General features: G+C 58.9%; 23 protein-coding genes. 16 read left to right on the forward strand and 7 right to left on the reverse strand.

Annotated elements, in window-relative coordinates; translation table 11 throughout:
- Positions 1-70 precede the first annotated feature (70 nt).
- From EKD05_RS05095 to EKD05_RS05120, 6 genes are all read left to right on the forward strand, one after another.
- Positions 71-1270 (forward strand): ArsA family ATPase, encoded by a 1200-nt coding sequence (locus tag EKD05_RS05095; protein WP_129671354.1) that lies wholly within the window; start codon positions 71-73, stop codon positions 1268-1270.
- The gene (gene rocF, locus EKD05_RS05100; RefSeq protein ID WP_129671355.1) at positions 1260-2165 is read left to right on the forward strand and encodes an arginase; all 906 of its coding nucleotides are present in this window, start codon (positions 1260-1262) and stop codon (positions 2163-2165) included. Before EKD05_RS05095 ends, rocF begins: the two co-directional genes overlap by 11 nt.
- Positions 2166-2186: 21 nt before the next feature.
- Positions 2187-3062, forward strand: coding sequence for a PIG-L family deacetylase (locus tag EKD05_RS05105; RefSeq protein ID WP_129671356.1), 876 nt, complete (start codon positions 2187-2189; stop codon positions 3060-3062).
- A gap of 192 nt (positions 3063-3254) precedes the next feature.
- On the forward strand, positions 3255-3995 hold the full coding sequence (locus EKD05_RS05110; protein WP_129671357.1) for a glucosaminidase domain-containing protein: 741 nt from the start codon (positions 3255-3257) through the stop codon (positions 3993-3995).
- A 319-nt stretch (positions 3996-4314) separates the two neighbouring features.
- A complete protein-coding gene (locus tag EKD05_RS05115) occupies positions 4315-4596 on the forward strand; it encodes a hypothetical protein (RefSeq protein ID WP_129671358.1) in 282 nt (93 codons plus the stop codon).
- A 93-nt stretch (positions 4597-4689) separates the two neighbouring features.
- Positions 4690-5400, forward strand: coding sequence for a glycerophosphodiester phosphodiesterase family protein (locus tag EKD05_RS05120; RefSeq protein WP_129671359.1), 711 nt, complete (start codon positions 4690-4692; stop codon positions 5398-5400).
- 81 nt (positions 5401-5481) lie between these two features.
- On the opposite strand, the gene EKD05_RS05125 is transcribed toward EKD05_RS05120, so the two are convergent.
- Positions 5482-5760 carry an NAD(P)H-dependent oxidoreductase subunit E gene (locus EKD05_RS05125; protein ID WP_129671360.1) on the reverse strand — a complete coding sequence of 93 codons (279 nt, stop codon included), beginning with the start codon at positions 5758-5760 and terminating at the stop codon, positions 5482-5484.
- Positions 5761-5991: 231 nt separating this feature from the next.
- On the opposite strand from EKD05_RS05125, the gene EKD05_RS05130 reads away from it, so the two are divergent.
- Positions 5992-6894, forward strand: coding sequence for an alpha/beta fold hydrolase (locus tag EKD05_RS05130; protein WP_129671361.1), 903 nt, complete (start codon positions 5992-5994; stop codon positions 6892-6894).
- 40 nt (positions 6895-6934) lie between these two features.
- On the opposite strand, the gene EKD05_RS05135 is transcribed toward EKD05_RS05130, so the two are convergent.
- The 5 genes from EKD05_RS05135 to EKD05_RS05155 all read right to left on the reverse strand — a co-directional run bounded on the left by EKD05_RS05135 (position 6935) and on the right by EKD05_RS05155 (position 13697).
- Complete coding sequence (locus EKD05_RS05135; protein ID WP_129671362.1) at positions 6935-8215, reverse strand: pitrilysin family protein; 1281 nt, start codon at positions 8213-8215, stop codon at positions 6935-6937.
- 111 nt (positions 8216-8326) lie between these two features.
- The gene (locus tag EKD05_RS05140; protein WP_240695644.1) at positions 8327-9292 is read right to left on the reverse strand and encodes an alpha/beta fold hydrolase; all 966 of its coding nucleotides are present in this window, start codon (positions 9290-9292) and stop codon (positions 8327-8329) included.
- A 130-nt stretch (positions 9293-9422) separates the two neighbouring features.
- Positions 9423-10586: a galactokinase gene (galK, locus tag EKD05_RS05145; RefSeq protein WP_129671363.1), complete on the reverse strand. Its 1164-nt coding sequence runs from the start codon at positions 10584-10586 to the stop codon at positions 9423-9425.
- Positions 10587-10633: 47 nt separating this feature from the next.
- Entirely contained in the window at positions 10634-12520 is a 1887-nt protein-coding gene (selB, locus tag EKD05_RS05150; RefSeq protein WP_129671364.1) for a selenocysteine-specific translation elongation factor, read from the reverse strand.
- Between the two features lie 100 nt (positions 12521-12620).
- The gene (locus EKD05_RS05155; RefSeq protein ID WP_129671365.1) at positions 12621-13697 is read right to left on the reverse strand and encodes a DUF4097 family beta strand repeat-containing protein; all 1077 of its coding nucleotides are present in this window, start codon (positions 13695-13697) and stop codon (positions 12621-12623) included.
- A gap of 95 nt (positions 13698-13792) precedes the next feature.
- Between EKD05_RS05155 and EKD05_RS05160 the strand changes: the two genes are divergently transcribed.
- From EKD05_RS05160 to EKD05_RS05195, 8 genes are all read left to right on the forward strand, one after another.
- Positions 13793-14293 carry an NYN domain-containing protein gene (locus EKD05_RS05160; RefSeq protein ID WP_129671366.1) on the forward strand — a complete coding sequence of 167 codons (501 nt, stop codon included), beginning with the start codon at positions 13793-13795 and terminating at the stop codon, positions 14291-14293.
- 147 nt (positions 14294-14440) lie between these two features.
- The gene (locus EKD05_RS05165; RefSeq protein WP_129671367.1) at positions 14441-14704 is read left to right on the forward strand and encodes a hypothetical protein; all 264 of its coding nucleotides are present in this window, start codon (positions 14441-14443) and stop codon (positions 14702-14704) included.
- A 388-nt stretch (positions 14705-15092) separates the two neighbouring features.
- Positions 15093-15464, forward strand: a complete 372-nt coding sequence (locus tag EKD05_RS05170) for an RNA-binding protein (RefSeq protein ID WP_129671368.1) — start codon at positions 15093-15095, stop codon at positions 15462-15464.
- A gap of 131 nt (positions 15465-15595) precedes the next feature.
- Entirely contained in the window at positions 15596-16195 is a 600-nt protein-coding gene (locus EKD05_RS05175; RefSeq protein ID WP_129671369.1) for an HAS-barrel domain-containing protein, read from the forward strand.
- Between the two features lie 9 nt (positions 16196-16204).
- Positions 16205-17227: an LLM class F420-dependent oxidoreductase gene (locus EKD05_RS05180; protein ID WP_129671370.1), complete on the forward strand. Its 1023-nt coding sequence runs from the start codon at positions 16205-16207 to the stop codon at positions 17225-17227.
- On the forward strand, positions 17227-18375 hold the full coding sequence (locus EKD05_RS05185; protein ID WP_129671371.1) for a pyridoxal phosphate-dependent aminotransferase: 1149 nt from the start codon (positions 17227-17229) through the stop codon (positions 18373-18375). The genes EKD05_RS05180 and EKD05_RS05185 overlap by 1 nt, the downstream gene beginning before the upstream one ends.
- A gap of 114 nt (positions 18376-18489) precedes the next feature.
- Entirely contained in the window at positions 18490-19398 is a 909-nt protein-coding gene (locus EKD05_RS05190; protein ID WP_129671372.1) for a sortase, read from the forward strand.
- A 14-nt stretch (positions 19399-19412) separates the two neighbouring features.
- Positions 19413-21599 (forward strand): DUF11 domain-containing protein, encoded by a 2187-nt coding sequence (locus EKD05_RS05195; RefSeq protein ID WP_129671373.1) that lies wholly within the window; start codon positions 19413-19415, stop codon positions 21597-21599.
- A 69-nt stretch (positions 21600-21668) separates the two neighbouring features.
- Here the strand turns inward: EKD05_RS05195 and EKD05_RS05200 are convergent, their stop codons facing one another.
- Positions 21669-24509 carry a VWA domain-containing protein gene (locus EKD05_RS05200; RefSeq protein ID WP_129671374.1) on the reverse strand — a complete coding sequence of 947 codons (2841 nt, stop codon included), beginning with the start codon at positions 24507-24509 and terminating at the stop codon, positions 21669-21671.
- Positions 24510-24822: 313 nt separating this feature from the next.
- Here EKD05_RS05200 and EKD05_RS05205 point away from each other — a divergent pair, with 313 nt between their 5' ends.
- Positions 24823-26793: a fructose-1,6-bisphosphatase gene (locus tag EKD05_RS05205; protein WP_165360594.1), complete on the forward strand. Its 1971-nt coding sequence runs from the start codon at positions 24823-24825 to the stop codon at positions 26791-26793.
- The last annotated feature ends 2 nt before the right edge of the window (positions 26794-26795 follow it).

The raw sequence follows: 26795 nt of genomic DNA on the forward strand, positions 1-26795 counted from the left end.
CAATAGAAGAAGCGTCAGATGAAGAGAGCAATGACTGACATTGTAGTTTAGTGGAGAGAGAAGAAGATATATGCGGCTCATCCTCTATCTTGGCAAAGGCGGAGTTGGCAAGACGACCACAGCTGCCGCTACGGCCGTCCGGGCCGCCGAGTTAGGTTATCGTACCCTTGTTGTCAGTACTGATGTTGCGCACAGCCTTGCTGATGCCCTTGATGCGCCTCTTGGCTCTAATCCTACCCCTTTGACTGATCGTCTTTGGGGCCAGGAGATCAATGTGCTTGACGAGGTGCGTGAGCATTGGGGCGAGTTACGTAGCTATCTATCAACCCTGCTGCGACGGCGCGGGGTCGACGAAGTTGCAGCCGAAGAGTTGGCGATCATTCCAGGGATGGAAGAGGTTGTCAGCTTGCTCCATATTCGTCGTCAGGCCAAAACGGGCGAGTTTGATGTTGTGGTGGTTGATGCCGCCCCGACCGGCGAAACGGTGCGCCTTTTGACGATGCCTGAAACCTTTACCTGGTATGCTGCACGGGTGATGGACTGGGAGCCGCAAACGTTGAAGGCTGCCCGCCCCCTCGTCAAGCAGTTGATTCCGGCAACCGATATGTTTGCGACCCTCGAGCGCCTCTCGAAAGGGGTCGAAGCCTTGCGTGAAACGCTGATTGATCCCGAGGTCAGTTCGTATCGCCTGGTAATCAATCCTGAACGTATGGTGATCAAAGAGGCGCAGCGTGCGGCGACCTACCTCGCGCTCTTTGGCTATCCGGTCGACGGGGTGGTGCTCAACCGGGTTTTGCCAGTTGATCAGGCCGAGGGCGCTTTTATGCAGGAACTGGCCCGTATCCAGCAGGGCTATCGCCAGATGGCGTACGATATTTTTCAACCGCTGCCGATCTGGGAAAGCCCCCACTATGCCCGTGATCTTGCCGGTGTTGACGACCTTTCGATGGTTGGCCGGGCCCTTTTTGGTGAGACCGACCCGGTCAAAGTGCAGTTTCGGGGCAAGACTCAGGAGATTGTGCGTGAGGGCGAAGAGTATGTGATGCGTCTGCCCCTGCCGCACGTCGAAATTGGCAAAGTCGCGATGACCAAACGTGGCGATGAGCTCTTTATCGAAATTGGTAACTTCCGGCGCGATATGATCTTGCCGATGACCCTTGCTGAACGTCCTGCGCGCCGCGCAGTCTTCCGCAATGGTGTGCTCGAAGTGCGGTTTGGTGTGCCTGAGGGGTTGCCGCTTGAGCCGGCTGCGAGTGCGAATGAAGCCTGAGAAAATCGCGCTTATTGGGGTACCACTTGACCTGGGGGCTGGACGGCGTGGCGTTGACATGGGGCCAAGTGCGATGCGCTATACGGCCCTGCGTCGACGCATCGAGGATCTTGGCTATCCGATTGTTGATCTGGGCAACCTGGTCACGCCGATGGTCGAGACGAGTGCGCCACCGGCCCCCGGTGAGTGCCTGCGGTATCTCGAGCCAATTGCCGAGGTGTGTGCGACCTTGGCCGCTACGGTTGAGACGAGCATTGCCGATGGCTTCTTACCACTCATCCTCGGCGGGGATCATAGCCTCTCGCTTGGCTCGGTCAGTGGCAGTGCGCGTGGTTGCGCCCCCGGTCTTATCTGGATCGATGCGCACGCCGATTTCAATACCGCCGAGACGACCCTCAGCGGCAACATCCACGGGATGCCGCTGGCGGCCCTGACTGGTCGTGGACATCCATTGTTGACCGGGCTTGCCGGGCGAACCCCGGCGATTCAGCCGGCGCATGTTGCCCTCGTTGGCGTGCGGGACCTCGATCCGCTCGAGCGTGAAGCGTTGCGCCATGCCTCGATCCATGTCTTCACCATGCATGACATTGACCGCCGGGGTATGGCCGCAGTCATCGAGGCCGCCGTCGCGATTGCTCAGCAAGGTACCGGTGGCTTTCACGTCAGCTTTGATCTTGATGTGATCGATCCCCGCGAAGCCCCTGGGGTTGGTACGCCAGTAGCGGGTGGTATTTCGCGTCGTGAGGCCCATCTTGCGCTCGAAATCATTGCCCACGCTGGCGGCATGCGTAGCCTCGATCTTGTTGAAGTCAACCCAATTCTCGATGAACGCAATGCCACCGCTGCCCTTGCTGTCGATCTGGCGCTCTCGGCGTTGGGGAAACGTATTTTGTGACCAAAAGAAGAAAGTAAAAGAATGTCTACGTTACCAAACATAGATGGTATTCGCCCAACCTTGCTTGCCGTGCTCGCGCATCCTGATGACGAGTCGTTTGGGATCGGCGGGACGCTGGCCGCCTATGCGTGGATGGGAGCGCATGTTCACCTGATCTGTGCCACTGGTGGCGAAGAGGGTGCGGCTGACCCCGAGTTTCTGGTGGGCTATCCGTCGCTTGCTGCACGCCGCGAGGCGGAACTTGCCTGTGCTGCGCAAGCACTTGGCTTGACCAGTGTCACGCTGCTTGGCTATCGCGACTCGGGGATGCCCGATACCCCTGCAAACCACCATCCCGAGGCGCTGGCCGCACAACCCCTTGAACAGGTCATCGCCCGGGTGGTCGAGCATATCCGCCGCTTGCGCCCCCATGTTGTTGTTACTTTTGATCCAATTGGCGGCTACCGGCATCCGGATCATATTGCTATTCATCAGGCGACGGTCGCTGCGTTCTATGCTGCTGGCGATCCTGCCCGCTTCCCTGGCGATCTGCCTCCCTGGCAGCCCCAAAAACTCTACTTTCAAACGATCCCGCGTCGCCTCCTGCGCATCTTTGTGCGCCTTATGCCCTTCTTTGGCCGTGATCCGCGCCGGTTTGGACGGAACCACGATGTTGACCTTGTCTCGCTCGCCGAAGTCGATTTCCCGGTACACGCCCAGGTCGACTACCTCCCGATGGCCCAGGCGCGCATGGCCGCAGCGCGGTGCCACGCGAGTCAGGGCGGAACCAATTTTGGGGGCAGCTTCTTTGCCGTCTTTGCCCGCCTCTTTGGAGGCCGTGATACCTTTATGCGCGCCTATCCTGAGCCTGAAGCCGGTTTGCATGAAACAGATCTTTTTGCTGGGGTCTCGATCTGAAAACCTATGCGTATACTGACGAAAACAGCCAGCGCCGTTGGCTGTTTTCGTCAGTATACGCAAGATTCTTGGGGCCTGCAGTCCTCAAATCAGTGAGCCAGGTACCACCTTCTTCTCATCCAGGTTGAGCCTCCTGAGACGTTTGATTCAATACGTACCCTTGGATCAAAGACATAGCTAGAGGCTCATCCTATGACAACGCGACGACAGTTCCTTCGCTTGATGCTCGCCGCAGGGACAATGGGCGCAGTGGCACAGCATTGTACGGCAGATGCTGCTTCAGCTTCGTCTCATCAAGCCTATCTGCCGTTGGTGCTGCAACCTGCTGACGCACATTCGGGACCCTGGCCCAATGATGAGGGCTGGATCGTTGCTGGCCCGTCGGGGCGGTTTGATCAAGCGATCGCATGGTTCCATGCTCGTTCAACAATCTATACCCATTACGATCTACTGCAGATCGTCGGGGCCTATGAGCGGATCGGCAATGAAGCCGGGGTGGACTGGTTTCTGGCGCTGGCACAGTGCGCCCATGAAACAGGCAGTCTGACCTCGTGGTGGTGTGATCGTCCGCGCCGGAATCCCGCTGGCATTGCCGTCACCGGAGCCGTGCGTGATGGCACGCCGGATAATCCGCCTGGAGTGAACTGGGCTTGGGATGGAAGCCAATGGCGCGAAGGGGCGAGTTTTGAAGCTTGGGATAGCTTCTCGGTGCGGGCACATCTGGGGCGTCTCCTAGCCTATGCCTTGCCTGATTGGGCGGCGACATCCTATCAGCGTGAATTGATTGACTATGCGCTCGCCGTGAGACCACTCGCCGCGCAGATCCGTGGCATTGCCCCGACGATCATTGGGCTCAATGGTATCTGGGCTGTTCCTGGGACTGAGTATGGGCAACGCATTCTCGATCTCGCCCACCGTATGCGTCAAAGTTAACGTCGGCCAACCGTTCAATGCGCAAATCTTCACTGATTATCTTGTTGTCTAGTGAGGCGTTGTCGCTCATTAGAAAGCCGAATTACTTTCCGCTAAGGTCGTTGAATTGCTCCTTGACGTGCCTCACGCACACTCGTATAATAAGGTTATGTTAAGGGTTGCTTAACTTTTGATCAAGGAGCCACCATGGGGGCAAAACTGACAAAAGAGCTGGTTTCCTAAGGGGCGGCGCGGGATAATGTCCTGCTGCCGCCCCTGTTGTTTTGTTTACGCTCCGCATATCTGGACATGGGAGTTCAGGAAGGACAGGAGGCACGAAATGCAATCAGATCTGATCGGCAAGATTGAAAAGGCCCGCCGTTACGCTGCTGAACCTGATCGGGTGAAATTTGTCGAGTTGCGTGCGAACTTTAATGGTGGCAATAGCAATCACGAAGTGGTGCTGCGCGAAGGCCACTGGACCTGCGATTGTGCATTCTTTCAGACGTGGGGCACCTGCGCACACGTGATGGCGATGCAGCGCATGTTGAATCCGATGCTTGATGAAGAAGCTCGGCAGGCTGAGTTGGCAATTGATGCGTCTGCCGAAGTGTCGGTTTAGCGATCTCTTCAAAATATTTTAAGACCATGAAGTGTGTTTCGTTCGCTTTTTACTACGTTGCACCTTCATGGTCTTTTTCTGTGCCTTATGCCTATGCCACTGATTATTGCTCACCGCGGTGCCTCAGCCTATGCACCCGAGAATACGATGGCTGCGTTCGAACTGGCCTATCGCCAGGGGGCCGGGATGATCGAACTGGATGTGCAACCCACCGCCGATGGGTACCTCGCGGTCTTTCACGATGAGACAACCGAGCGCTGGGATGGCCGCCCGCGTCCGGTTGCGACGTGTCGTTTGGCCGAATTGCAAGCCCTTGATATCGGCGGCGAACGTGTCCCTATCCTCGAAGAGGTGCTTGCTTTTGCCGCTACGACCGGCATTGCCCTGAATATTGAACTCAAGACTGCCGGAACAGGAAGGCAGTGCGCCCATCTGGTGCGCCAGGCCCGCCTCGTTGATCAGGTGATCGTCTCTTCGTTTGCCCCTGCTGCCCTGCGTGAGGTGCAAACGGCGGATCCGGCGGTGCGCCGGGCGTATTTGATGGGAACTCGTACCTATCGCCCTGATATACGTCTCCGCGAGTTGTGGCCTTTTCTGGCCCTGCGTCGCTTTGCTGTCGCTGCCTGGCATCCCTCGCACGAATTGCCCCTCGTTGACCGGATTATTCCGCTTGTGCGCAAGGCTGGCTATCAGGTCAATGTTTGGACTGTTGATGCGCCTCAGCGGATGCGCCAACTGGCGGCCCTGGGTGTCCAGGGCATTATTACGAATCGCCCTGATCTCGCCAGCGCGACGTTGGCGTGAGCATCCACCGGGCTCTTTGAGCAGCACAAAAAGGCCAGTTTTGCTGGCCTTTTTGTGCTTCTGGAGGCCGCAAGGCCTCCTCTATGCAGGTGGGTAAGGGGCGGGTACCCCAACACTTTGTGTCGCAGTTACCTGAGGGGTCAGACGCTCGCGGATGAGGCGAGCTAGTTCACACGGCGCGACCTGCGGGTGATAATCAGTTTCGATCATGATGGCTGGTACATCGTCACATGCTGCTATGCAGTCGAGTTCTTCAACTTCGATCTGATTCGGAAACTCTTTGACGAGTTGGGCAACGGTGCGCTGCACTTCAGGTCGACTGCGGATGCAAAACCTGCACATCGTAAGTTGAACGGGCATACCATCCCTTCCCTGGTACCAGTCCGATGGTCTCATCAGGCTGAACTTCGAACGATCCTCTGTTGCTGATGCATCTGGTGGTGGTTGCGTGAGTATTATAAGGAAGTTCTTTCGAAATCACAACCCTACCTTTGTCTTTTCCTATTGTACACTGTCTGTCAATACTTTGCAATACTTTTGCACGGTTAATTATGATGGAGCGCGGAAGCCAGGCTTGTTATAATGCAGCGTATGGCTGCTCTCAATAACAACAACGTCCGTGTTGCCTTCGCGGATCGGCCTCCGGCCGCGATCCAGGCCTGCCTGCATCCCCATCCTCGCCTGGCCTATCTCTGTGCCGGTGAGACTGGGCCGCCCGTCGTGATGCTGCACGGCTGGGGGGCTTTCAAGGAACTCTGGTGGAGCACACTGCGTGGCCTGGGGCGCGATCACCGTTGTTTTGCCCTGGATGTGCCTGGTCACGGCGATTCGCCCTTGGGAGGCGCGCACACGATTCCGTTGCTTGCTGACGTTGTGGCCCAGTTTTGCGCCGATCTCGGTTTGACCGAGATTATCTTGATGGGCCATTCGATGGGCGGGGCGATTGCTGCCGAGTTGACCCTTGCGCATCCTGACCTTGTCCATCGTCTGGTGCTCGTGGATGCGGCGGTTGATGCCCATCTGATGCCTATCTATGCCCGGGTCTATCTCTTGCCGCAACTTGGTTGGGGGTTGTTGCGCCTGACCCAGTTGATTGGACGTCGTGCGCGCCCCCTCGGTCTCCGCATTCCCCACGAACACGGTGGGGGCTGGATTCGCCCCTGGTTGCGCCGCTCGTCCTATCTGGCAATGTTTGAACCTGAAGGCTTGCACCGTGTCTATCGTTCGCTCTTTGCGACCCAGACTGGTGATCGCCTCGCCCGGATTGCGGTGCCTACGCTTGTGCTCTCAGGTCAATTTGATAGCCTGGTGCCTCCGGCCAATTCCCACCGCCTCGCTGACCTGATCCCTGGTGCCAGCTATCATCAAGTTTCTGGTGCCTTGCATAATCCAATGGACGAACGCCCGTATGCTTTTGAAAAGGCTGTGCGGGGGTTTTTGCTCTCCCCCCGCAGTGCAGGTGAGTCGTCAGGTCCCCGTATCGAGCAGAGGTAGGGCCACAGACGCACCCTTCATCCGTCTACGGCAGAGGAACCTACAACTCCTCTGCCGTAGGCAGAAAAGTCCCAATCACACTACGGTTGCTTGTCAAATAGGTCTGTGCGACGCGTTGCACGTCGGCAGCCTCGACAGCGGCAAGTTCTTCAAGCAGGGTCTCGCCGCGTTGGTAGTTGTCGAGCACTTCCCACATGCCGATTTGCAAGGCTTGATTGGTCACGCTTTCGAGGCTGTAGGCAAGCTGGGCCCGCATCTGCTTGAGAACCCGTGCGAGTTCGTTCGGTGTGATGCCGTCCTGCTGGATCTTCACCAGTTCGTGCAGCAGCGCCGTTTCGACCTCTTCAGCGCTATGTGCTTCACTCACAATGGCACTCAGTTCAAAGAGATAGGGGTCGCGGGTGGGCATAAAGCTGCTCCACGCGGCGGCAGCCAGCTCGGTCTCGACAAGCCCCTGGTAGATCCGGGCGCTCCGGTTGGTCGGAGCACCGCCCCCCATAAAACTGGGTGCTTTCGCCCCACTCAACACGGCATCAAGCACCACCGTAGCGGCAAAGTCGGGGTGACGACAATCAGGCGCAAGAAAGCCGATCTGCACATATTGGGCTGGCCCGGGGCGGCGGATCACAACGCGCCGTTCTCCCTGTGGCTCTGGTTCGACCGCACGTACCGAAGGCAAGGACGGCCCTGACGGCAGTGACCCGAAATGGGTTTCGGCCTGACGCAGGATGGTGTCGGTGTCAACGTCGCCGACGATCACCAGTACCGCGTTCTTTGGCATATAGAAGGTCTGGTAATAGGTGTAGAGTTCGTCGCGGGTCATGGCGAGGAGATCACTTTTGTAGCCAATGACCGGGTTGTGGTACGGGTGAGCCGTGAACGCACTGGCCTTCACCGCCTCATCGAGCCATGTTTCTGGGTAGTTCGCGGCCCCTTCGAGCTCGGCGATGATGACCGTGCGCTCGCTCTCCACTTCGTCAGGTTCAAAGAGGGCATTGACCATACGATCAGCTTCGAGACGCAGCGCGAGCTCGATGCGATCGGCTGGCAACGTCTCGTAGTAGGCCGTATAATCGACCCAGGTAAACCCGTTGAAGGTACCGCCATTGCGGGCAATCAGGCGATCAATTTCACCCCTCGGCACGGCTGGCGTCCCCTTAAAGAGCATATGCTCAACCCAGTGCGAAATCCCCGTCTGACCCGTTGGCTCGTTGCGACTCCCCACGCGATACCAGATCCAACTGGTGGCGACCGGGGCGCTATGAACTTCGCGAATCAAGACGAGCATGCCGTTGGCAAGTGTGTGGGCGTGGATTTTCATCTTTTTTCCTTCTGAAGGCTGACGCCTCAAACCTCTTGCTGTGTTCAGAAAAAAGCCAGCGTCGCTGGCTTTTTTCTGAACACAGCAAAGCTACGTGTGGGCCGCAGGCCCCTACCTCCCGCTGGCAGGCACGCTCTGCTTGAGGGCAAATCCACGCACAAGGCGAACCAGTCGCCGTGGTTGTTCGCGTTGGGGTAGGTGGCCGGACCCTTTGATGACGTGCAATTCGGCCTGCGGCATGTTGTCACGGAAGAACTCAAACGATCCTGCGGGTAAAAAACGGTCGCGGTCGCCCCAGATCAGCATGGTTGGGACGGTGATGCTTCGCAAGTCTTCGGGGGTAAAGAAGTCATCTTCGCTCGCCGCCTCAATAAATTGCCGCACAGCATCGCGTGCGAAGAGATCGCGGAAACTGGCCTGTCCTAGGTAGAGGGCTAGGGGAACCCGCCCGAACATCTGGCGGTAGATGCGACGAACCGTCGCCAAATCAGGGACGCTCACCGTTGCCACAAAATGCTCCCACGAAGGGCGCCCGTTCAGTTGCGCGCCACCAGGATCAAGCAAGACGATGCCACGCGTCAATTCAGGCGATAGTTCGGCGAGGCGTGCGGCAACCCATCCGCCCATCGAGTTGCCCACCAGGATCGCGGGTTGGCCGATCACCTCGCGGATCAGGGCCTGAATCACGGCCACCTGCTCGGCAATGGTGGCAAAACGACGCCCTGGTGGATAGCCACTCTGGCCGAAGCCGGGCAGATCAAGTGCGTAGACTGGCCCGATTTTTGTCATGCCGCGCATCGTGAACGCCCAAGTCAACGCATTATCGGCTATGCCGTGAATAAGTACCAGCGGGTGGCTCGTCACCGCTTTGTGGTGTGCAGGCGCGTAGTAGTAGTGGCTCAGAATGCCTGCCAGGCGGCGTTCGTGGCTGCTCACGCCAGCGCGGAGCAGGGCGCGTCGGGTGATACCGAGGCTGAGCGGGATCAGCACACGTGAAAAGGCCCCGCCGACTTCGAGGCGACGGCGGAAAACCTGGTCGTGTTGCGGGGTATTCTGGGGCATAGGTACGGCTTTCATCTGCAAAGCGCCATCGGCTGGCGCGTCATACCAATTGGAATTGAGCAATCCGCATAGGTCGTGTTGCCAGGGCATATTGGGACGCCACAGGCGGCAATCCGCAATCCAAAAGCTGCACGCTGAAATGGTATCAGGCAATGGCAATCAGGCGGACACCCTCGGCAGGTGTGCAGACCAGGGTGTGGGCTTCGCGCCCGGTGCGGGCCTGGTAACCGGCACGCAGTTCAGTTTCAAAAGTGGCGACCGCATCGTGGGCCACCAGGCTGACGGTGCTGCCCCCAAAGCCACCCCCGGTCATTCGTGAACCGTAGCACCCTGGCAAGGCGCAGGCCAGTTCAACCAGAGTGTCAAGCTCGGGGATGCTCACCTCGTAATCGTCGCGCAGGCTTGCGTGCGAGGCGTTCATCAGTTGCCCAAAGCCTGCCAGATCGCCGTGTTCCATCGCTGCGGCAGCATGAACCGTCCGACTGATCTCGGTGACGACATGGCGTACCCTGGGCAGCAGTTTCCCCGTGAGCAGATCGGCGTGCGCCTGCAATTGCGTCGGCGTGAGATCGCGGAGAGCCATCAGCCTGGGCAGACGAGTGCGCAAACGCCGTACAGCTTCGTGACAGGCCTCGCGCCGTTCGTTGTACGCCGAAGCGACGAGTTGATGCCGCACGCCACTATCACAGACAACTACCCTGGCCTCGGCGGGCAACCGGATGCTACGATAGCTCAGATCGCGACAATCGAGCAACATCGCGTGGCCTGCCCGCCCGAGCGTGACAATAAACTGATCCATGATGCCGCACTGGGTACCCACAAAACTCTGCTCCGCCCCCTGGGCGAGCAGCGCCAACTCTTCGCCGAGCAAGTTGAGATCGTTAAGCAACTGAAAGGTGTAGCCAACCCCGATTGCCAGGGACGCCGAGGAAGAAAGCCCGCCACCGACCGGCAGATCACCGGTGATCAGCAGATCCGCTCCCTGGACATGCAGATCGCGGGCAAGCATCGACTTGAGCATCCCACGAATATAGTTGCTCCATGGGTGCGTCTGGCTTCGTTCGAGCGTCTCAAGGCTGAACTGGTCTTCGGCCTGCATACTGGTGCTATAGACCTGTACCATCTGATCGCTACGGGGCCGAGCTACCACAAGGGTGGATCGGTCAATCGCCATCGGCAAGACAAAGCCATCGTTGTAATCAGTATGCTCACCAATCAGATTGACACGCCCCGGTGCGCGTACCAGCATCGCGGGTTCGCTGCCAAAATGGGCCGCAAACGCTTCACCAGGTTCCCCGAACGTGTCCATGCCTTGCTCCTCTGTCATCCCGTTGCCACACGGCATAGTCTACCACATCACGCGAGCTCGCGTCGTTCGCCGACGCGGCGCGTCAGTTTGCGCTCGTCGAGATGCTCAAGGAGGGCCAGCGCATAACGGCGGGTGCTGCCAAAGTGGTCACGCAACTGCCCTACCGTCAGGCTGCCTTCGGCCTGGAGTAGCGTGAGCACCCAGTTGACCAGTTCAGTATAGGTTTCGGGTAGCAGGTAGAGATCAGGGGCAATGCGCACGAGCATCTGCTGTTCAACCACCCACGCCAGCACTTCGGGGTCAAGATCGGGGAGGGGCGGACTGTACGGGGTGCGTCGCATTGCCGCGAGCGTCGTTTCCACCGCACGTTGCTGATGTGCCGCAAGTTGCGGGTCGTGTCCCACCAGCCAGACGCTTGTTTCGTTGGCGGCAATGATCTGGCACCGAATGGCTTCGCCAACGATGCCACCGATCAGACGTGGCGCGAGGCGCAATTTCTGGCGAAGTTCTTCGCGGGGCATCCCTTGGCGCAGCGGAAACCGCGTATGATAGGCGCGCACCGGTGGCACCAGACGAGTCGCGAGCACCTGCCAGCCTGCTGGTGTCACCAGCAAGACGTCGGCCAAGGGCGCGGCTTTTTCGCCGAGATGAAGAGCCGGCATCGTCAGCACTCGCCCGCTCGTCACCAGATCACCGACCAACGACCGCATCTGCTCATCGGGCAAGCCCACCGCCCTGGCGACCTCCTCCCAGGGGCGGGGCGGATCAGTGCCGAGCGTCTGGAGCACCAGTTCGGCGGGGTCGCCGCGAGCCAGCGTTTCGAGGGCAGCGATGACCTCGGTGCGAAAGCGCCGGTGGCGCACCGGGAAGGGATCAACGACCATGCCCCCGGCGGCGGTGCGGCTCGGCGAGGCAACGCGCAGGATGCAATGGTCATCGCGCACAACAACGACCGGAGCTTCGAGGCGTACCTGCGCCCACCCGCTGCTGCCAGGCGCGAGTTGCTCGGTATCAAGCAGGGTCAGGCGACAAGGCACCTCACTTGCGCCAGTGAAGAGATCGAGGCTGCAATTCTGCTCGAGTGGCCCCGGCGCATCAGGGAGAACGCGCAGGTGCAGATCGATCAATCGTGTTGGCTGCAACGTCCCGGGGGGCACCAAGACATCACCACGCTTGACCTCGCTATGATGAATGCCGGCTAGATTCACCGCGACGCGCGTCCCAGGCGCAACCGCTTCAACCTTATCATAATGGATCTGCAGACCACGAATGCGCCCGTTCAAACCCGAAGGCAAAACAACAACCTCGTCACCAACCCGTAACGGGCCATCGCGGAGCGTGCCTGTCACAACGGTGCCAAAGCCGCCAATCGTGAACGACCGATCAACTGGCAAGCGCGGCACACCGTCAGCCGTCGTGCGGGGAGGCAGGCTCTGTAGCACCTGTTCCAGCGTCTGCCGGAGCAGATCAAGCCCTGCCCCAGTACGGGCGGAAACAGCCACCAGCGGAGCTTCAGCGAGGCTTGTTCCGGCCAATTCACTCGTGACCTCCTCGCGCACCAGCGCCAGCCACTCGGCATCAACCAGATCGGCCTTGGTGAGCACCACCACCCCATGGCGGACATCAAGCAGATCGAGGATCGCCAGATGTTCGCGGGTCTGGGGCATCAGTGACTCATCGGCGGCGATGATCAGCAGGGCCGCATCGAGTCCGCCGACGCCAGCGAGCATGTTCTTGATAAAACGCTCGTGTCCAGGCACATCCACCACGCTGACCCTGCGCCCGCCGGGGAGGGTCAACCAGGCAAACCCGAGATCAATAGTCATCTGGCGACGTTGTTCTTCTTCCCAGCGATCAGGATCGATGCCCGTCAAGGCTTTCACCAGCGTGGATTTCCCGTGATCGACATGGCCTGCGGTTCCAACAACAAACATCGCTCGCGTCCCTCAAAAGCTTGCCTGCGGTTGCCAGGTTTGCTTGCGGCACGCAAACCGCCACATAATTGGCGGTTTGCGTGCCGCAAGCTACTAATATTTATTCTAGCGTCTCAACCGAAATGCTGCCAGAGGCAGTCGTGATGGTCAAGCGTGTTTCGCCGGTGCCCAGCGTACCACGCAAACTACGTCGTTCAAGCGCAAGGCCATCAATATTTGTCGCCACCGAACCGCTGGTGGTGGTGGCCTCAAGATGCAGATTCTCGCTTGAAGCCAGGCGTACCTTGATACTACCTGACGCATTGCTGATGGTGTGTGTCGCCCCTGGCATTAGCTTCGTTCGGACGTCGATGTCGCCACTAGTATTTTCAAGCTGCAAACGCATCGGCCCCTCGCCGTTGATCTGTATATCACCCGAAATCGTCTGTACATCAACAAGCCCGGTTGCGCCATCAACCTCGATATCGCCACTGACGGTACGGACAAAGGGATCATCAAGTTGACCGCTGAGTTGCACATCGCCGCTCACCCCATTGAGGTGCAGCTTGCCACGATGATTCTGCACGCTCAGATCCCCCGATGTATTGCTGATCTGGAGGGCACCACTGGTATTGGTGGTGGTAAGATCGCCACTGACGGTCGTCAAGGTCAAGGCACCCTGCACTCCCTCGACTTGGACATCGCCACTCACCAATTCAGCCTGGACCTGCACACCCTCGGGAACCCCGATGCGAAACTCGACATAGGGCGAACGCCCGAAGGAGAGGCCATTCCATGGTGAACGGCGTACTTCAAGGGTGAGCGTGCCATTCTCGAGTGAATCCTGCAATTCGAGGCGATCCAGCGCCCGATTGGCTGACTGTTCGGTAAAGCCAAAGCCACGACGCAGAGCATTGACCTCGACCTGATTGCCCGCAATGCCCACCAGCTGCACCTGGTCATTGACGCCGCGGATCACCACCGTACTGGCCTCATAGCGTTGCTCAAGCATCACCTGACTACGTTCAGCGGTGCTGAGGATAAAGTTCCCGGGCCAGTTGCGGGCGCTGAGCGCAAAAACGAGCCAGATCACACCGATGACGAGCAGCAGAACCCCCCAGCGTCGGGCCTGCTCACCGCGTCGGTCATAGCGTTCCTCTGGCCCTGAAGAGGATTGAGGTTCAGGATTGTCTTGCACAGCACACCTCGCACTAAAGCATCTTCACTATGCATACGACGCCTTGATTGGTCTGAGTGTTGCGTTCCAACTGGCTCCTGATGGTACAATGCAATATGCCGATCCTTATTGATGGACACAACCTGATTGGTCAGTTGCCTGGTTTCAGCCTTGCCGACCCCGATGATGAGGCGCGTCTGGTGATGCTCTTGCGTCGTTATGCCACGCGCCGCCGGGGGCGCAAAATCGTGGTCGTTTTTGATGGCGGCGTTTATGGGCACCCTGATAATCTCAATGGCTATGGTGTCGAAGCCCATTTTGCGCACTCGCCGTCTGATGCCGATACCCAGTTGATCCGGCGCATCCGAGCGATCAAACGGCGTGACGAATGGCTCGTTGTCAGTTCTGATCGGGCGGTAATTGGGGCGGCCCAGGCCCACCGCATTCCGGTTATCTCGGCACAGGCCTTTGCGCGCCGCCTGGCTGCACTCGATCAGCCGCGGGCCTCGCTTCAGGACAAACGCAATGATCGCCCCCTGACTGCGGCAGAAATTGAAGAATGGATGCGTCTGTTTGGTGTCGACGAAGATGACGCCGAAGATTTTGCAAATTATTGACATGATCTTGAAAAAACCTGTGCAAAATACAAAAGATGTGATATACTTTACCTAACATACCCGGAATGCGGCGCGGCACTTCTGCGGGACGGTAGTAGTTCAGCCTCATGCTTTCGGGTGAGGCTGGGTTATGGAGCTTGCATCTTTATGAACAAAGTCTATTTCGAGCGACGTCTCGATGCCTTGCGCCTGCGCCTCAATGCGTTGGCTCCTAGCACCGAACGGGCACGGCAGGCCGTCTGGCGTCTTGAACGTGAGCAGGTAGAGGTACCAGCGGGGACTATTTCGGGTGCGCTGGCAGCCCAACTTTCGGCAGCGCGGGCGATGGCAACAACGCTCGAAGAGCGTGAACGTCAGGTGCGCGTGGCAATTGCAGCGCTTCAGGCTGAACTCATGGCCGACCCTTCTTGAACAAGGTTGAGCCTTTGTGGGCAGTCCGATGGTGTAGTGACTCAATAGGTGCTCGGGCAGAAGCCTGTGCTGCCTGTTGAGTTTTTTCATATCTGTGGATTCTGTACCCATTCAGGTCTTGCTATTCTTGAAAAATATGCTATGATTGCGGTGTTTGCCAACGTTGCATAGCTGCCAGACTTGCATCAGAGACTCCTGATTAGTCCCCTGAGCGGTCGTGGGAACTTCTTCGCTCGAAGGGTGTGTTACGTTGTGATGGCCGGAGTGCGACAGCCGTTATGGTGGCTGCCGGTGGTACGGAAGGTGATAGGGAAGTAGGGTTTTTGACGACGGTGTCTGGTGCCGTGCGTCTGTCAACACTGCGTAGAGACGCAGAGGAGTAGTTTTGATGTTGGTCAAGCTGTTTGTTGGGAATCTGCCCTGGAGTGTCGGTGACGAAGATCTGGCGCAAGTCTTTGCACCCCACGGGGATGTGCAGAGCGCTCGCGTGATCACTGATCGCGATACGGGTCGCTCACGTGGGTTTGGGTTTGTTGAGATTGAGGTTGATGATGTCAATACCGTGATCCGGGCAACTGATGGCCAGGAGTTGAATGGCCGCCCGATCCGGGTGAATGAGTCTGAGGATCGCGACCGTGGCAGCCGTGGCGGTGGCGGTGGCGGTGGCGGTGGCCGTGGTGGTTACGGCGGCGGCGGCGGCGGCGGTTACGGGGGCGGCGGCGGCCGTGGTGGTCGTGGTGGCTACGGCGATCGGTACTAGCTTCTGTCGCCCGCTCCAGTGCAGGTGATCACGCAGCTTTTCGGTAGGATCCTCGGGGCTACCGGGCCTCTCTCAGGCGAGACGGGGGTAGTTACCTCCCGTCTCGTCCTTGCGTTTACGTGGTGCCCCAGATGCAACGCATCGGCGAAGTGATTGAAGCGTCAACGACTCGTTTTACCGCAGGTGCCTATGAGTTGCTCGAGGCACCCTCTTTTGGTGTCCTGGTGCGAGCGGTGACCCGTGATCCCAGTCTCGACGTCTATGGTCTCGTCTATGAGATTCGTACCAGTAGCAAAGATCCTGGAGGCCGTGCGCTCGTACGCGGGCGTACCTATAGCGGGCGTGAATTGTTTGATGAAGAGATCTATGCCGAACATCCTGACCTCGCTGAGGTGTTGCAAACGGAGTTTTCGGCGTTGACCGTTGGCTATGTTGCGGATGGTCAGATCTGCCACTATTTGCCTCCTCAGCCTCCGCCTGTGCATTATTCAGTCTATGCCGCAACCTCTGCTGAAATGGTTCGCTTTAGTGAGGTGACCAGTTTTTTTCGTGGGGTGCTCTTTGCCGCCCAGATCCCCGGTGACGAGTTGCTGGCTGCCTCGATTCGTGGCTTTGCCCGTGTGCGCCCCGATGGCGAACCCTACCTGCTTCGCGCTGGACGCGAAGTGGCCGGTCTGCTCAAAGATGATTACGACCGCCTGACGGCGTTGCTACGACGTATTCGCCCATAGGAGCAAGCTATGTTGCTTGATGTTGCTGTTCCGGTAGATGCGAATCCTTTGCCTACCGCTGTTGAACTTGCCCGTGCCGCCGAGTCGATTGGTTTTGCTGCCCTCTGGACGCCCGAGACCGGGCATAATGGCTTTTTGCCTCTGGTGCTGGCGGCTGAACACACCAACCGCATGACACTTGGTACCGCCGTTGCGATTGCGTTTCCCCGTAGCCCGATGATTACGGCCCAGCTTGCCTGGGATCTCGCGGCTTATAGCCAGGGCCGCTTTGTGCTCGGGCTTGGGACGCAGGTGCGTGCCCATATCGAGCGTCGCTTCAGTGCCAATTTTGATCAGCCTGTCGCCCGCCTCCGTGACTATATCCTCGCGCTGCAGGCGATCTGGACCTGCTGGCAAACTGGGGGGCCACTGCGCTATCGCGGTGAGTTCTATCAGCATACGCTGATGTCGCCCTTCTTTAACCCCGGCCCGATCGCGCATCCGACGATTCCGATCTATATCGCCGGCGTCAATAGTGGCCTTGCGCAGCTTGCTGGTGAGATTTGTGATGGCTTCCATGCCCATCCCCTCAATAGTGCGCGCTATCTCACCGAGGTTTTGCGCCCTCAAGTTGCCGCTGGTGCGGCCAAAGCAGGCCGCGATCCTTCGGCCTGTATGCTTGCGGGGAGCAGCTTTGTGATTACTGGTGCTGAACCAAAGCAGCGTGAGCGCCTGCGCCATTTTGTGCGTCAGCAGCTTGCCTTCTATGGTTCAACACCGTCGTATCGCCCTGTGCTCGAATGCCACGGGTGGGGGGCCGTCGGTGAGCAACTCTCGCAACTCGCTAGTCAGCAGCGCTGGACAGATATGCCCGCACTGATCACTGATGAGATGGTTGCAGCCTTTGCGGTTGAGGCTGACCCTGCTGATCTTGGGGCGGCGCTGCGCGAACGCTACGAGGGCCTCCTTGATCGCGTTGCCCTCTATATTCCCTTTGTCCCCGGGCAGATGGACGATTTCTGGCGCCAATTGGTGCAGACGGTGCATCGCTAATGCCAGGCGTCTATGACGATCTCGATCTGAGCCCGAATGAGTTGGAACTGGCCCGTCTGCAGCAGCAGGCGACCGGCGGCTACGTTGATCTCAGCAGTAGCAATCCGACGGAACACGGGCTCATCTTTCCCCCCCAGGTGCTGCAGCAGGCTGCCGAGGGCTTCTGGGCCTCACGTCGTTATGCGCCTGACCCGCATGGCAGTGCAACTGCTCGTGCTGCGGTGGTGGCTTATTATGCGGGGCGTACACCGGCGCTGCACCTGACTCTTGATGATCTCTTCATCACGGCCAGTACGAGTGAAGCCTACGCCTTGCTTTTTGCGCTTCTCGCTGATCCGGGGGATAACCTGCTGGCCCCGGGTCTTTGTTATCCGCTCTTCGAATACCTGGCTGCCTTACGCGATCTTGAGTTGCGCCCCTATCAACTCTGTGAAGAAGAAGGCTGGCGCATCGATGAGGCCTCACTCCGTGCTGCCGTTGACCAGCGTACCCGTGCCATTCTTCTCATTTCGCCGCATAATCCTACTGGCTCGGTGATCCAGCAACCGGTGGCGGTGCTGCGCGAACTGGGGTTGCCACTCATTTGTGATGAGGTCTTTGCCGCCTTTACGTATGCCCAACCCCAGGTGCCACCGCTTGCTGCGTTGCATCCTGAATTGCCGGTCTTTACCTTGAATGGGATCTCGAAGTTCTTTGCCCTGCCCGATCTTAAACTGGGCTGGATCGCCCTCAATCCACCGGCGCGTCACTTTCTCCCTCGGCTCGAATTGTTGAACGACACTTTTCTGGGGGCCAACAGCCTGACCCAGTATCTTGTGCCGGCCCTCTTTGCCCAGGGTATGGATTTTGTCAACGCAATGGTTGCCCGGGTACGCACCAACCTTGATCTGTTTTTTGCAACGATTTGTCAGGCTCCTCAGATCACGCTTCGCCCGCCTGATGGTGGTTATTACCTGTTTCCGGTGGTTCACGGCTGGGAGGATGAAGATGCACTGGTGTTGCACTTGCTTGCGCAAGGGGTGCTTGTCCATCCAGGCTATTTTTATGGCGAAGCAGCGGGCACGCATCTCCTCATTTCGGCCCTGACCGAGCCGACTCAGTTTGCCCATGGTCTTACGCGCCTGATGCAAGCACTTACAAGATCGTGATTTTCATGCGATCCTATTGCATCTGCACACGCCTGGTTGTATAATCATTACCACGACGAAAGACAACGCGACAGGCCATCGCCTTGTCTTCAACCTCATCAGCCAGGCGTTTCCATGCCGCGAATTGTTTGCTCGCCGGTCGCTCGGCCGGATGATCAAGATGCTCAACTCTTGAGTACGTTGCTCACCAGTGACGTGCCGAGTCGCCGTGAGAGTCTGCGTGCGGCACGTGTGCGCTCTACTTCGCAGCAGCGTAACGAGGCCCTGCGCGGCTATCTCTTGCGCAACGGGTTTGACCGTGCCCTTTTTGTCGTTGAGCGGGTGCTCATTGTGGCGGCTTTTGTGGCGTTTGGCTACTGGTTGCTCGATGGCTATGGGCGCGATTGGCTCTTTATGCTGCGCCAGGCCCAACCTGTTGCGGCGAGCCAGGTGGAACCCGAACGTACCCCTCCTTCTCCCCCCGCGTTCAGCACGCCGACACCTTCTGTTCCGCCAGAGGCGCTGGCGGTTGCTCCCCTGCCCTTTATTCATCGAGATGAAGAGTCGTCGTCGTTTGCAGCCGATGATCAGTTTCTTGTGCCGCAGACGATGCGTGCGCCCCTGGTGGCTGATGATCCACGTCCACAACGCCTCTCGATGCCCTCAGTTGGGGCCGAGATGGATGTCTATGAAGTCTTTGTGCGCAATAATGAATGGGAAGTAGCCGAGTATGCGGCTGGGTTTCATCATGGCAGTGCGCTGCCCGGTGAGCTTGGCAATACGGTGCTCTCGGGGCACGCTGGGCTCAGAGGGGCTGTGTTTCAGCACCTTGGGCGCCTCAAGCCCGGTGATCAGGTTGTTATTGAAACGAGTAACTGGCGCTATACTTACCAGGTGCGCCATACTCACAATGTTTGGCCGCATCAAGTTGAAGTGATGAATCCGACGTCCACGCCAGTTTTGACTTTGATTACATGTACGAACTGGGATACACAGCGTTTGATTGTCGTTGCCGATTTAATTGATGTAAGCCCTCTGTCTTGAGCCGAGGAGAAGATATGCAACCTCCTGCACGGGGACGCCCCTCTCAACCAGGCCGTGGTCGCGGGCCTGTTCGCTGGACGGTATGGGAGATCAGCCTGATTGTCGTCAGCATTGTGATGATCGCCTTTCCGCTCTACGCCGAAGCGACGCGCCTTGTTTTCGCGCCTGTTGCTCCGGCGCAGGAGAATCCTACGGCGACGCCTGATCTTGCATTTCCGCCTACGAATACGCCGCTACCACCACCAACTGAGACATCGCTGCCTGATCTAACACCAACAACTGATCCGATTTTGCCTCAGCCTTCACCTTCGGGTACAGGGACGAATCAAGGGCCAACCTTGACGCCGACCAATACTCCGCTGGCCGGGACACCCACTGCCACGAGTACAGGTGAACCTGCTACGCCAACAACTGAGCCAGGGTCGCCGACGGCCACGAGTGAGCCAGGGTCGCCGACGGCCACGAGTGAGCCAGGGTCGCCGACGGCCACGAGTGAGCCAGGGTCGCCGACGGCCACGAGTGAGCCAGGGTCGCCGACGGCCACGAGTGAGCCGGCTTCGCCGACGGCCACGAGTGAGCCGGCTTCGCCGACGGCCACATTTACGGCGATTCCCACTGTTCCGCCGAGCCCCACCAGTGACGTGCCGCCAACCGGTGTCAGCATCTTCAAGATTGCCTCATCGTCGCAGGTTGCCCAGGGGCAGCAGTTCAGTTACAGCATTTCGGTTGTTTCGACGAGCACGGCCAATCAGTCGGTGCGTCTGCAAGATGCCCTTGATGCCAACCTTGAGTTCCTCGGGCTTGATGCTCGTGGTGGTTCATGCAGCGGCGGTCAGACGGTTGTCTGTGATCTGACGGTGAACAGTGGTAATTCGGCGTCGATCACCTTGCAAGTACGGGTTCGCTCGAGTGCTGCGGTTGGGATGACGATTAGCAATGTTGCGACCGCACCGGGAGCCGAGACAAGCGGGGCTTCGATCATGGTTATTGCAGGCACGCCTGGGCCTTCGGCGACGGCGACACCGGTTGGCCCGTCGCCTACGACACCGGTTGGCCCGTCGCCTACGACACCGGTTGGCCCGTCGCCTACGACACCGGTTGGCCCGTCGCCTACGACACCACTTTTGCCCTCACCGACCACGCCGTCAGTGGTTGTGCCAACGACGCCGCCAGGGGTTGATCCGACGGTACCACCGGTCGTTGTGCCGCCTGCGGGCGAACCTGCTCCACCCGCCACGCCACTGCCGATCGCTCCGCCGGCTCCGCCAACACCTGAGCCTGTCGTGCCAACCGAGCCACCAACGCCGGTGCCACCTCCGCCTGGTCCGACGGTGGTTCGCCCAACGGCGGCCCCACGGCCACCGTCTGGTGGGGGGACTACCGGAGGAAGCAGTGCTGCGACAAGCACACCTGTTCAAGTCACCGCCACCACAGCGGTAACCCCCTCACCGGGGCTTGGGGGAAACCAGACAGGCAGTGATGTCTTCTTCCGGATGGCAAGTGACTGGGGGAGTGCCTACCCGGGCCAGATCATGAATTACACCCTGGTTGTGCGTAATTCGCGCCCTGCTGCCGCAGAAGGTGCCAACGATCTGCGGATGGTGAATATGCGGACGCTCTTGCCGAGCAATCTTGAAGTGCTTGGCGTACGGGCCGACCGTGGCACTGATCCGACCATCACCGGTAACGAAATCCGTCATGCAGTTGAAGTGCTGCAACCCGGCGAGAGTGTCGAACTCACCATCAATACCCGTATCAAGACGAGCGTCACGGCTGGTACCTTGCTGGTGGCGCAGGGGCAACTCACTTATGCCGGACGACCGCAAGAGCTCTTCTCGAACATTGTCTCGGTGCAGGTTGTTGGCAGTACGCCACCGACGGTTGTGTCGACCGCGACGCCAACCGTTGATCCAACCAGTACCCCCGATCCGGGGCCATCGCCTGTGCCGCCAGGGGCGACCGCCGTGCCAACCAGCACCTCGGCCCCGAGTGCGCCCTCGCCTACACCGGTCACGACCCCGCCAGCAGGTGGTCAACCCGATCCGCAACCAACGTCTGAACCAGGGGGCGGCAAACCTCCAGGCGAGAGCTCACCGTTGCCTGAAACAAGCACGGGGGTTCCGCTGATTGGTGTGCTGATGCTTGGGTTGACCCTGTTAACCCGCACCTGGCGTTTGCACCGAGCCAAAGAACGTATCTAAAGTCATCTGCTCAACGCCGTGGCCGCTGGATTGCTTTGCAATCCAGCGGCCACGGCGTTGAGCAGATGATCACCCTTCTTCGCCGGAGGTGCGTTTGCGGGCGCGTTCTTTGGCTGCCCGCAGGCGTTCGAGGGGATCATCGTCAGGGGCCTGTTTATCAGGTACTTGATCTTCGGGTGTCTGGCTGACACCCCTGATGCGCGTGCTAGCCCGTTCTTTCGCGCTTTGGAGGCGTGCCATAGTCGGGTCGGGTGGAACCTGCTCGGCGGCAACGCGCCGGGCGTCCGCACGTTGCTGCTGTGAACGCCAGAACTGGCCGAAGGGCAGATCACCGGGCTGCAGCATCAACCGACGGAGCGCGATGTCAAAGGGGAGCAGCATAAGGACGAGCAAGAGCAGACTCAGCCCGATTTCGCGGGCCTGGGTGATGCGCCCTGCGACGGGCAGAAACGCGTCGGCAGGCTCGCTCAGGCGCTGGCCCCCGGTCAGGGCGGCCAGTTCGTCGAGCAGGGCCGGATTTCCCTGGCCGCCACGATATTCCGATGAGTAGGGTACGACCAGGCCTGCCATCTCTTGCAGGACAATGCGATCGGCGGCAGAACCACTGATTTGGACAAGATACGTGCCAGGGGTCGGGCTTTCGACGCGGCCCTGATAGGTCAAGGGCCCAACCTGGGGTAACGGCACGGCACGCCGTGAGCCATCGGTGCCAATCAAGGTTGCCGTGACGTCCAGGTTTTCCTGGCCTGGCCCTGCATTCAGGCGGATCATCGTCTCGCCGCCGGCCACGAGCAGATCGGTGCTGATCTCCTGGCCGCCACGGACGGGCAAGATATCACCCACGACCTGCCCGGCGAAACGCGGAAACCCCTCCCAGGACATCCAGTCAATGGCCCATTTCCCTTTGGTATCGCTCAACCAGGCCGCGCTGCGTCCGAGGCCATACTGCCATGTTGCCAGCAGCGGCTGGGCATCATCGGTCTCTAACAAGACGCGAGCGCTATCCTTCAGGGTACTGCCATTGAACCCGTAGAGCGGAGGCAAGCCGCCGAGCCCATTGAGCACGGGGCTACTGCCGATGATCACCGGGGTAAATGGTCGTTCGACAATATAGTTGCCCACGGCGCTGATCGTCTCTTGGACGAAGATCTGCGGCACACTGGTAATATCTTCGGCGAAATAGTAACGGCCGCCGCCAGTAGTGGCGAGATTTTCGAGGAAGGTGGCCGACCCGCTCCCTGCGGCAATGGTGGTAAGGGTCATGCCCTGTTCGCGCATCCGGGCGGCGATCTCCAACTGATCACCGCCGTTGCCCCAGCCATCGGTGAGCAGCACGACGTGTTTAAGGCGGGCATCAACCTGTTGCAACATCGCTTCGGCCTGGATGAGGCCAGAACGAAGATTGGTGGCCCCACGCGGCTCGACACCCGAGAGCGCATCGAGAATCTGGTCAAGCGTGGCGCCGGTGGTTGCGGGTAGCGTATCGAAGGCCCGACTATCAAAAGTGACAATGCCAAGAGTATCTTGCGGCCCAAGCAGGGCGGCAGCCTGTGCGACGGCTTCTTTGGCAATATCAACCTTGCGCACCCCACCAAGTTGCGAAGGGTTGCTGCTCATATCAGGGCTGCTGCAGTGGCAGGCATCCATTGACCCTGATTTATCAATCACAAAGACCATCGCGAGATCGGGGCGTTCTTCGCGATTGCGCACATCCATATAGACGGGCATGGTCTCTTCGATCGGTGTGCGACCGTAGCCGCCAACGCCAAAACTATCTCCCCCACCGATCATCATCAGGCCGCGTCCAAGGTCGCGCACATACCCTGGCAAGGCGCGCATGGCGCCCACAGGCAAGGTGCGTGCAGGGGTATTGACGAGAATAACCGCATCATAGGTGATCATTCCCGCCAAATCCGAAGGCATCATCGCTGGCGAAAGCACTTCGGGGTCCATATTGGTTGCTTCAAGAGCGCTGACGAGCGGTTGCGCGTCGGCCTGATCTTGAGCCACAACGAGGATCCGTGGTGGCCCCTGGACTTGAATGAGCGCAGCGGCTTCATTATTTTGGGCTCGCCCATCGCGTTCGGGCTCGATCTGTACACGGAAGCGTTGAAAGCCATTACCCGCAATCTCGACGGCAAACGTCACCTCGGTCAGACCGGGTTGCAGAGCGAGTTGTTGTTCGCTGATCGTACCACCATCGCCGATCAACCGCACCGTCGCCGGTTGCGCCACATTGCTCTCGATCGTCGCCACAACCGTTGCCACCTGGCCTTCACGCACCTGAGCCGGGGCTTCGACGCTGGCAACGAGCGCCTCGGCTTCACCGGCACCAATGGTTAAGGCAACGACTTCAATGGGCACCCCACGACTAGCCGTCAGGCGGGCCGCCTCGACGGCCCGTCCGGCATTCTCGCCTCCATCCGAGAGCAAGACGATGCGACGAGAAGCATCGGCGGGAAAGAGGGCGAGGCCGAGCTGAATGGCTTGTTCAAGATTGGTACGGGTCGCAATTGGCACCGAACTGATGCGCCCGAGGCGTTGTTCTTCGCTAGGAGCCCGTTCGACCAGCGCATTGCCGCCAAAGACCACAATCGCCGCTCGATCATCCTCGGGCATAGCCTGCAACGCCTCTTGGATAAACGTCTCGGCCTGAGCTCGCGCCGATGCCGAGAGCGAGTCGCTGCCATCGAGCAAAAAGACGGTCGTCAGTCGATTGACTGGAAGTACCAGTTGCACCCCTGCGATCGCAAGAACGAGGGCAAGGGCGATGAGTGTGCGCACGGTCAGGCTTGACCAAAACCGCCACGGGGCCAAGCGGCGTGGGGTGAGCACGGCAATTGCCACCATCAACCCGATCAAGCCCAGCAACCAGAGCATCTCAGGATACACAAAGGAGAGACGAGGCATAGGATCATTCTCAACTGCGGTGGCAGCCCATCGAAGGCTGGCCGCAGCGTACAGACGTGGTTATGCTAGAGGCATTGTACCCCATCGGCTGATGAGGGACAATGCGTATCTTGGCAATAGCCCTAGGCTGTTGCCACGTTCGCTTCGGGCGATGGGGTGTGGAGCGGCTTCGCCGCCAAAACGAACCAAAAAATGTGGTCTGGGGCGCAACGCTAATCAGCCCTGCGAAGGGGAGCCGTACCATGGCCCAAATCTTGCAAGGATTTGGTACAATGGTATAAAATCCTCCCTCACCTCAACGAGATCAACCCCTATGAGCTACAGTGATCAGGAACTCAGGCTTTTGCAGTTGCTCAGTCGTCGGTTCCCTTCGATTACGGCTGCCCACAACGAGATGATCAATCTCTACGCGATCATGGCCTTGCCGAAGGGAACCGACCACTATCTTTCGGATATTCATGGGGCGTATGATCAGTTTGACCATATGCTGCGCCATGCCTCGGGTGCGGTGAGGCGCAAGCTTGCCCAGACCTTTGAAGGTGAACTGACTGACCAGGAGCAGATCGAACTGGCGCTGCTCGTCTATTATCCTGAGCAGAAGCTTCGTGCGACGTTGCCTACGCTTGATACGCCGGCGACCTGGATTGCCGAGACGATTGTGCGTCTGGCGCGGGTTGCCCGTACGTCGGCCCAGAAATACACGCGGAGCAAAGTACGCAAACGGCTCGATCCCCAGCGTGCCTATGTGCTTGAAGAGTTGTTGAGCGAAAGTGAAGCCGCCGAGACAGCCCAGAAGGAACAGTATTATCGGAGCATCGTGGCGACGATTGTTGAGCTAGGTGAAGGTGAGGCCTTCATTGTAACGCTGGCGGATCTGATCCGTAGCCTGGTCATTGATCGTCTCTATGTCATTGGTGATATCTACGACCGTGGTCCCGCTGCCGAGAAGGTTATGGATCGTCTGATGCATTACCACTATGTCTCGATCCAGTGGGGCAATCACGATGTCTCGTGGATGGGTGCGGCGAGTGGGTGCCCGGCTCTTGTGGCTAATGTGGTGCGTGTTGCCCTGCGTTATAGCACGCTTGCAACCCTGATTGATGGCTATGGCATCAATTTGCGCGAACTCAGCCGTTTCGCCGATGCCGTGTACAGCCATGACCCATGTCACGCCTTTCGCCCCAAAGTTGCTTCGCCAATTGAAGATTATACCCCCGCAGCGCTCGCCCGGATGCACAAGGCGATTGCCGCTATTCAATTCAAACTTGAAGCCCAGATCATCCGGCGTCATCCTGAATATCAGATGGAGCATCGGTTGATTCTGGAGGGCCTGGATCTTGCCGCTGGGACGGCGACGATCGAGGGACGTGCCTATCAGTTGCTTGATGCAAACTGGCCGACGATGGGCGGGCGTGATCGTTCGGTGCTGACCCCTGGCGAGGCCGAGCTCATTGCCGATCTCTGTGCCCAGTTTCAACAGAGTACACGTTTGCAACGGCATATCCGCTTTCTTTATAGCTATGGCAATATGTTTCAGGTTCACGATGGTAACCTGAAATTCCATGGTTGTTTGCCGGTGGATGCAGCAGGCAATTTTATTCACTTTCCCCTTGGTGGCGAAGAACTCGCTGGCCCCGCCCTGCTGACCCGCTATGAACAAATGGCTCGCGAAGCCTTCTTTAGCCGCGATGCGCAGGTACGTCGGGCTGGACAGGATGCCCTCTGGTATCTCTGGTGTGGTGAGCATTCGCCTCTGTATGGGCGCTTGCGGATGGCGACGTTCGAGCGGTATGTCATTGCCGATCCCGTGTCGCACGAAGAACCCAAAGGCCCTTACTATGCGTTGCGTGACGATGAGGCCTTTTGCCGACGCGTGCTGGCCGCATTCGGGGCTGATCCCGAGTACGGCCATATTATTAACGGTCACACGCCCGTCAAGACCAGGCGTGGTGAGCGTCCGCTGCTGGCGAATGGCAAGCTCATCATCATTGACGGCGGCATGAGCGAGGCCTATCAGCACGAGACGGGGATCGCAGGTTATACCCTAGTGGGTAGCTCGCACGTCTTGATCCTTGCCGCCCACGAAGCTTTTACCAGCGCCGAAGCAATGATCCGTACCGGCCATGACCCGACCCCCCACACCGAGTATGTGCAGACCTTTGCTCGCCGTCTGCTGATTGGTGATACGGATACGGGTACGTTGCTCCGTGGTCAACTCGAAGACCTGCGTAAACTGGTTGCGGCTTATCGCGAAGGAGTGTTGATTGAGCAAGAGACTTTGTAGAG

Source organism: Candidatus Chloroploca sp. Khr17 (assembly GCF_004138165.1).
Classification (GTDB): domain Bacteria; phylum Chloroflexota; class Chloroflexia; order Chloroflexales; family Chloroflexaceae; genus Chloroploca.